The 8,347-nt window shown below is 46.9% G+C and carries 3 protein-coding genes; all 3 read left to right on the top strand.

Annotated features, from left to right (window positions below; all coding sequences use genetic code 11):
* The first annotated feature begins 902 nt into the window (after positions 1-902).
* On the top strand, positions 903-6,368 hold the full coding sequence (locus E5983_RS07455) for a S8 family serine peptidase (protein ID WP_160333241.1): 5,466 nt from the start codon (positions 903-905) through the stop codon (positions 6,366-6,368).
* Between the two features lie 686 nt (positions 6,369-7,054).
* Positions 7,055-7,693 carry a deoxynucleoside kinase gene (locus E5983_RS07450; RefSeq protein WP_160333242.1) on the top strand — a complete coding sequence of 213 codons (639 nt, stop codon included), beginning with the start codon at positions 7,055-7,057 and terminating at the stop codon, positions 7,691-7,693.
* A 496-nt stretch (positions 7,694-8,189) separates the two neighbouring features.
* Positions 8,190-8,347: transposase family protein (locus E5983_RS07445; RefSeq protein ID WP_160333016.1), on the top strand; the 158-nt coding region annotated here is incomplete at its 3' end.

The following is an 8,347-nucleotide window of genomic DNA, read 5'->3' as shown; positions in this document are numbered from 1 at the left end:
ACTAAATTTGAAAAAATTTAGTTCGTAGTCCCACCCCCGCAAGGCTGATTAGGTCCTCTTCCGAGCTTGAAAAGCGAGCGAAGAGGCCAATCAGCTACTGCGTCAAAGGCATTTTATTAACCAAAGTCAATGAGGCTAGACTTTTGTCCCAGCCTCTTTTTGTTTTGTATAGAAGCCTTTTCGAGAAGGGAATGGTCGTACACAGAGAGAGGTTATTCGGGTATTATAGTCGTTTAGTTTATCTTTTATTACTTTGTTAGCTCGTCTTGCCGTACGTCTAGTACTGTCTGCGACTCGCTGCCTCGTACTAAAAGCAAACTAAATGACTATAGCTCTTTCAAAAGGATATATTGCTCAAATTGCTTCTAAAACAGATGTAGAAATTTACAATCTTTACATGGATGGAACTGTGTACGGAGAAATTTCTACATTAAAAAACTTTTCAAGAAAATTTCAAGCAACTAGAGGATGCTAGTAGGATATGCACCTGGCATCCTTTTCTTTTTATGTTCTGACAAGAATAGACAAAAAAACGCGGAATTTTCAGAATATAATTGAAATAAAGATAATTCTGTGATTAAATAGTTTCAATGACGAAAGGTCAGGAACTAGTCTTTTAAAAATAATCCCTATTTTTAAAGGTCTGTGAAACGATCGGCTTTCTAGTTAGAGATCATCGGGTGTGTGGACTAGGTGTTTGCATCGACGGTCGGCTTATAGCTATTGAAACTGGAAAGAGTATGGAGATCGAGTGCATTGGAGTTGGCTTGTTAGATGAGAGTGGGTGGGTCGTCACAGTTGTGATGGCAGAGCCACGGGTCATCTGAGCTTTATGAAACGGTCTGCAGGAGTTTTCGTGAAGCTGATAAGCCAAGGAATAGCGGCATGATAGGAGGATGCTTATGAAAAAGAAGGAAAGGTTTTCCTTGAGAAAGTATAAAATTGGGACAGTTTCTGTCTTGTTGGGTGTGAGTTTATGGATGGGGGCTACTTCCTCTGTTTCGGCGGATGAGCTGAGTGTCGCTCCAGCAGCTCCCCAGGTAGAACTCCAGCAGGGAGCGTCGGATGTGAGCAATGCTCCAGAATTACCGCAGGTTTCAGTGGCAGAGTCTGCTGCTCAGGTAGCTGAGGCAGCAGCACCAGCGCCAGCTCCTGTGGAAGTTACGGCGCCTGTGATAGAAGCTCCGGTAGTTGCGGAGGCAACCCAAGCTGCTGCACCTGTGGTGGCTGCTGCGAGTCAGGAGCGGGTTCAGTCTGCGGAGGCGCGTCCGCAAAATGCGGATAGTAATGTTTTAATTGCGGTTCCAGAGGTCTGGGATCGTGGATACAGAGGGCAGGGGCAAGTCGTGGCGATTATTGATTCGGGCCTCGATGTGGAGCATGATAGCCTGCGTCTGACAGATGTCTCAGAAGCCAAGTTTAAGAGTGCTGAGGATCTGGAGCGGGCCAAGGCGGCTGCTGGGATTGACTATGGTCGTTGGTATAGTGACAAGGTGGTCTTTGCTTACAACTATGTGGATGCCAACGATGTGATTAAAGAAGAGGATAAGCGATCGCACGGGATGCACGTTACCAGTATTGCAGCTGGGAATCCGAGTCGGCCGGCTGCGGGTCAGTTGATGTATGGGGTTGCTCCGGAAGTACAGGTTCTCTTTATGCGGGTTTTCTCAGACCGGAAGGCAACAACGGGTGCTCCTCTCTATGTGCGGGCGATTGAAGATGCGGTCAAGCTGGGGGCTGATAGTATCAACTTGAGTCTGGGTGGGGCCAATGGTTCGGTTGTCAATATGAGTGATACAGTGGTCGCTGCGATTGAAGCCGCTCGTCGGGCGGGTGTATCTGTAGTGATTGCGGCGGGGAATGATGGAGCTTTTGGTTCTGGTCACGCCCTACCTTTAGCCAGCCAGCCGGATTACGGTTTGGTCGGGACGCCGTCAACTGCGCGTGATGCTATCTCTGTTGCTTCTTACAATAATACAACAATGGGTCGGAAGGTCTTGAATATTATTGGTTTGGAGCAGGATGCTAGTTTGAATTATGGTCGCAGTTCCTTTGAAAATCCAGAAAAGAGTCCTATTAACTTTGAAATCGGTAAGGAATACGATTATGTGTTTGCCGGTCTCGGGAAAGAAGAGGATTTTGCCGGTTTGGATCTGGCAGGCAAGCTAGCCTTGATCCAACGTGGGGAGATTACCTTCTCAGAGAAAATTGCCCATGCGACAGCTGCGGGGGCTGCAGGGGTTGTCATCTTTAATAATCGTCCAGGTGAAGCCAATGTCAGCATGTCCTTAGATGAGACTGCTGTCGCGATTCCATCAGCTTTTATTCCCATGGAATTTGGTGAGGCCTTGGCCAGCCAGATTTTGAAGATTCGGTTTAATAATGAATCGGAGATTGTACCGAATCCGGAAGCTGGCCAGTTGTCAGACTTCTCGAGCTGGGGACTGTCAGCGGATGGGGAGTTGAAACCAGATTTGGCGGCACCTGGAGGTTCGATTTACGCGGCTATCAATGATCAGGAGTATGCCAATATGCAGGGAACGAGTATGGCGGCGCCCCATGTTGCAGGAGCAGCGGTGTTAGTGAAACAAGCTCTGCAAGCTCAGTATCCAGATAAGACGCCGCAAGAATTAGAGGCTCTGGTTAAGCACCTTCTAATGTCAACAGCACGCCCGCATGTTCAAGCAGCAAGCTCGGTCTATACTTCTCCACGACAACAGGGGGCGGGATTGATTGATACAAAGGCGGCGCTTGCGACCGGTCTTTACCTGACTGGAGCTGATGGCTACAGCAGTGTGACCTTGGGTAATGTTGGGGATCGGTTTGACTTTACGGTGACCTTACACAATTTAACCGCTCAAGACCAAACCCTAGAGTATGTGACACAGGTGACAACAGATACCGTTGAGGAAGGGCGGATTAGCTTGGTTCCGCGTCTCTTGCAAGAGGTTCCGGGTGGAACAGTAACGGTCAAAGCTCAGTCAGCAACAACTGTGACCATTTCCTTGGATGCGTCTAGGTTTGCGGAAGAACTCGGTCAGTTGATGCCGAATGGTTATTATCTGGAAGGTTTTGTCAGCTTCAAGGATCCAGTTGATGGGGGTGAAGTCGTTAGTCTCCCTTATGTCGGTTTCCGTGGTCAATTCCAAAACCTCGCGGTTGTGGAGCAGCCGATCTATGATCTTCTGGCGGATGGTCAAGGTGGTTTCTATTTCAGTCCCCAGAATCAGGTGATTGATGCCGATCAAGCTTATACAGGTTTGATTACTGATTCCAGTGAATTTGTAGTGTCGACCGGTAAGGCCGGCGAGTCTAGTTTGAAGACTCTTGGAGCCTTTAAGCAAGAGGACCAACAATTTACTCTTGTAGTAGATGGTGCTGGTAAACCTCATCTGGCCCTTTCGCCAAATGGGGACGGCAATCAGGATTCACTCGTCTTCAAGGGAGTGTTCCTCCGGAATTATACCAACCTGGTCGCAAGTGTCTATCGGGCAGATGATCTCGAGAGAAAGGAATCGCTATGGACCAGCCAGCCAGAGAGTGGCGATAAAAACTTCTTTGGTGGAAACGAGAAAAATGAGAAGGCGACGGTTCTGTATCAGACAGAATGGGCTGGTCGTGATAGCCAGGGTAAACGTCTGCCAGATGGTCGTTACCAGTATGTCTTGACCTATTATTCAGAAGTTCCTGGAGCTGAGGTGCAGACCATGGCCTTTGATGTGGTTGTGGATCGCCAGGCACCGGTGATTACCACAGCGACCTATGACGAGGCGCAGCTCCGTTTCCATCCAAGGCCAGCCTTGGATCGTGGAGAATCAGGTCTTTACCGAGAGCGGGTCTTCTACTTGGTCAAAGATGAGTCCGGCTTTACAACCTTGTCTGTGATGCAGGCCGATGGCGATGTGACTGTTCAAGACCATCGTGTTTATGTAGCGCGGAATGAAGACGGCAGTTTCAGCCTCCCACTCGATTTAGCAGATCTTTCACAGTTCTACTATTCCGTCGAAGATTATGCAGGGAATGTTGTTTATGAAAAAGTTAAAAATTTGGTAGAAATTGGGAACGATCGTGGTCTGGTTAAGGTCTCTCTCTTAAACAAGGACACAGGGAAACCTCTATCAAATATCTACTCTTACTCTGTTCGTGACGAGTCTGGCCAGGTGGTTGCGGATATCCCTCGCTATGCCGGAGATTTGGACCGCCTCAAATTACCATTTGGAACCTACACCTTTGAACTCTTCTTGCATGATAGCGAGTGGTCATCGGTAGCCGGTGAAACCAAGTTTGTGGTACACCTGGATGAAACCAATAGTATTGCCAATGTTGACTTCCAAGCGCTTTTGAAAGAGAAAGCTCACCTCTTGGTAGACGTCGATCAACTTTTACCAGAAGGAGTGAGCATGCAACTCCTTGATGGACAACAAGCGCTACTCAACCTGCCACAAGCTAAATATTCGCAGACCGACTATGGAAAATTAGTACCAGTGGGTCACTACCAGCTAGTTAGCCAGCTACCTGCCGGTTATGAATTTTTAGAGGATTTGGATGTTGAAGTGTTGGCGGAGCGCTTGAATATAAAACGTTTGACCTTGATCAATAAAACGGCCTTGGCTCACTATCTAGAAGAATTGGCCCAATTGGAGCAACTGGCTCTCTATTACAATGCGGATGATGCGCGTCGCCAAGAAGTGCTCCAAGCGCTGGATCGGGCACGGGAAGTGCTAGCCCAAAAACATGCGCAGGCTGAGGTCGATGGGGCTTTGACCAACCTTCGCCTAAGCACGGAAGCCCTCAATGGTTTGCCAACAGATGTGACAGCTCTTATCGCAGAACTGGAGGCTTATCCGGATCAAGTCCAACAAGCGGCTTATTACAATGCGGAGAGTGGGCTGCAAGTTGCCTACAACACACTTGTCAGAACCGCTCAACTGCTTCTATCTAAGGAGAACCTTCCTCAGGCAGAAGTTAACCAAGCCTTGGCTGATGTCCAAGCTGCCCGCCGCGCCCTCAACGGTCAGGCGACCGACTTGAGTTCGCTAAACGCAGCGGTCGCAGCTTCCGCTTCCGTTCAATCAAGTTCAGCTTATTACAACGGTAGCGAGTCAAGTCGTCAGTCCTATGATGCAGCAGTGACCGCAGCCCAAGCTCTGTTAGGTCAAGGCACTGTGAGTCAAGTACAGGCTTCGCAAGCTCTAGCCGCTGTGGAGGCTGCCAAGTCAGCCTTGGATGGTCAGGCGACCGAGTTGAGTCTGCTTAACGCAGATGTCGCAGCTTCCGCTTCGGTTCAATCAAGTCCAGCCTATTACAATGGTAGCGAGTCAAGCCGTCAGTCCTATGATGCCGCAGTAGCGTCAGCTCAATCCTTGTTGTCCCAAGCCAATGTAAGCCAGGCTCAAGTTAATCAATCCTTGGCAACAGTTGAGTCTGCTAAGTTAGCCTTGGATGGTCAGGCGACCGACTTGAGTCTGCTTAGCGCAGAAGTCGCAGCTTCCGCTTCTGTTCAATCAAGTCCAGCTTATTACAATGGTAGCGAGTCAAGCCGTCAGTCCTATGATGCCGCAGTAGCGTCAGCTCAATCCTTGTTGTCCCAAGCCAATGTAAGCCAGGCTCAAGTTAATCAATCCTTGGCAACAGTTGAGTCTGCTAAGTTAGCCTTGGATGGTCAGGCGACCGACTTGAGTCCACTAAACGCAGCGGTCGCAGCTTCCGCTTCCGTTCAATCAAGTCCAGCCTATTACAATGGTAGCGAGTCAAGTCGTCAGGCCTATGATGCAGCAGTAGCGTCAGCTCAAGCCTTGTTGTCCCAAGCCAATGTAAGCCAGGCTCAAGTTAATCAATCCTTGGCAACAGTTGAGTCTGCTAAGTTAGCCTTGGATGGTCAGGCGACCGAGCAATCAGCTCTTGAATCAGCGGTTCAGACTGCTAGTCTGTTGCGGCAGACAGATGCGCGTTATCTGAATGCTTCGGAGGCTGTGAAGCAGGCTTATGATCAAGCCTTTGCACAAGCACAAGCCAGCTTGACAGACGAGTTGTTATCACAAGCTCGGGCGGATCAACTGTTGGCAGCGCTCTTGGCAGCCCAAGAAGCCTTGGATGGTCGTTCTAGTGTGAAACCTAAGGAAGAGACTCCTCTTTCTGGTAAAGAAGAGGAGGAAGTTGTTCTTTCTCCGATGGATCCTCCTCGAAGACGTTTGGTATCTAAGGGAGGTGCTTCTCCTAACCAGGCATCTGAGCAAGCTGTTTTTTGGAGTTCCAGTGTAGGGATATTGCCGAAAACAGCTAGTCGATCGAATCCCATGGTTCTTTGGCTAGGGTTTGTGAGTGGTCTTTTGGGTGTCTTTGTCTTTTTCCAAAAGAGAAGAAACTAGAGATTAAAAGGTAAACTTCATGTTGAGGTTTACCTTTTTGTGATAAAGTAGTAGGAGTGAAGTGAACATTTAAGGCTCATTGCATTTCAAAATTTGATCTTGTTAAGTCTCCTTGATCAATTTTAGAGAGTGTGGGCTTTGCTTGCTTCTATTGATACGATTCAATAGGTCTTAAAGGCCTGTGAACGACTGTTATCAGCTTTTTACGATTCTTTGAAAATCAAAGTTATCCGTTCTCATACTACTTCTATTCTAAAATCACGACTCAAACGATTTTGGATGCCCACAAAGCGGTGCGATGGAGGTATAAGAAAGAGGGGAGTGGGACAGAACTAAATTTGAAAAAATTTAGTTCGTAGTCCCACTCCCGCAAGGCTGATTAGGCCTTCTTACGAGCTTGAAAAGCGAACGAAGAGGCCAATCAGCTACTGCGTCAAAAGCATTTTGTTAACCAAAGTTAATGAGGCTAGACTTCTGTCCCACTCCCTCGGTTCTATGCGTTAGCGAGAGCGCTTTGACCTAGTAGTTGATTGGGTTAAACAACAGTTGTTCGAAACCTGACCCAGTCAATCTTGCGGGGTGGAATGTGTGAAGCAAGAGAGAAAGAGTATGAGTGAAGGATACGGAACATTGACTGCTGGGAGTCGATTGTTGGTTCTGGTTTAAAGTCTAAGGAGGGGAAGAAAATTTTGTTAGTTTTAGCAGGTACAATTGGTGCCGGAAAATCGTCGCTAGCTGCGGCTTTGGGAGAGTATTTTGGAACAGAGGTTTTCTATGAATCGGTAGATGATAATCCCGTTTTGGATCTCTACTATAAAAATCCAGAGAAATATGCTTTTCTTTTGCAAATTTATTTTTTAAATAAACGGTTCAAGAGTATTAAGGAAGCCTATAAAAATGACAACAATGTCTTGGATCGTTCGATTTTTGAGGATGCTCTGTTTTTAGATCTGAATTATCGAAATGGCAATGTCACGCAGGAAGAGCATCAAGTTTACCATGAACTGTTGGATAATATGATGGAAGAGTTGGAGGGGATGCCCAAGAAGGCACCGGACTTATTGATTTATATTGATGTGTCCTTTGAAACTATGTTACATCGGATTGCGCGTCGGGGTCGGGAGTATGAACAGGTTGAGGGGAATCCGGATTTAGAGGGATACTATCGGCAAGTTCATACTGCTTATCCAGATTGGTACCAAGCTTATGATAAAAGTCCGAAGATTCGAATCGATGGGGACCGTTTTGATTTTGTCAATGATGAACTGGCATTGAAAGAAGTCTTAGGTCACATTGAAGCAGCTCTTGAGGGGATTAGAAAGTAGCCTAGTCTCAGAGTGGGGTCTCATCCCTTGGTAATCAGAAGAAAGCGCGGTTGGGGGATTGTTGATAGAATCTGCCCTGCGAAACGTGGAGAAGTCTTTAAAAAATCTTTGGGAGAAGCAGTATGAATGCTTGTTTTTTTCCAAGGATTCTCCTTTTTCTACCATTTGTCAACCATTTTTCTAAAAATTGGCCAATTTATTTGGCAGAGTGGTGCCTGCTGAGCCTAGTTGGCAAGCGAAGAGAAGGGGATTTTGTGTCAAGGCCTTGAGCGTTAGCGTGCCTTTACACGGAATCCCTCTTCTCTTACAATAGGCTGGCTCACAGGCAACTTTTGATGATTTTACCTATAACTTAAGACCAAATGCCTAAAAAAGAGTACACTGAAACAGCCAGGACAAACGCATGAAGAAAAGCAGATTTTGTAAGTTTTCAGAAACCGATAATTATTCGAAAATCCCCGTTCTTAAGTCTATAATGGATTTAGGAGGTGGTTCTATGAATCTCTTAATTACTTATTTGAAATCTATTGATGATAAAAGGGATAGTTGGAAAATTCGACATACTCTCGTTGACATTGTTCTTCTTATTTTTTTCGCTCGTCTGTCTGGGGCTGAGTATTGGGAAGATATTGAAGATTTTGGTAAGTGCTATGA

It is taken from the genome of Streptococcus danieliae (genome assembly GCF_009767945.1).
GTDB lineage: Bacteria > Bacillota > Bacilli > Lactobacillales > Streptococcaceae > Streptococcus > Streptococcus danieliae.
This window is presented reverse-complemented; position numbering and strand designations above follow the sequence as displayed.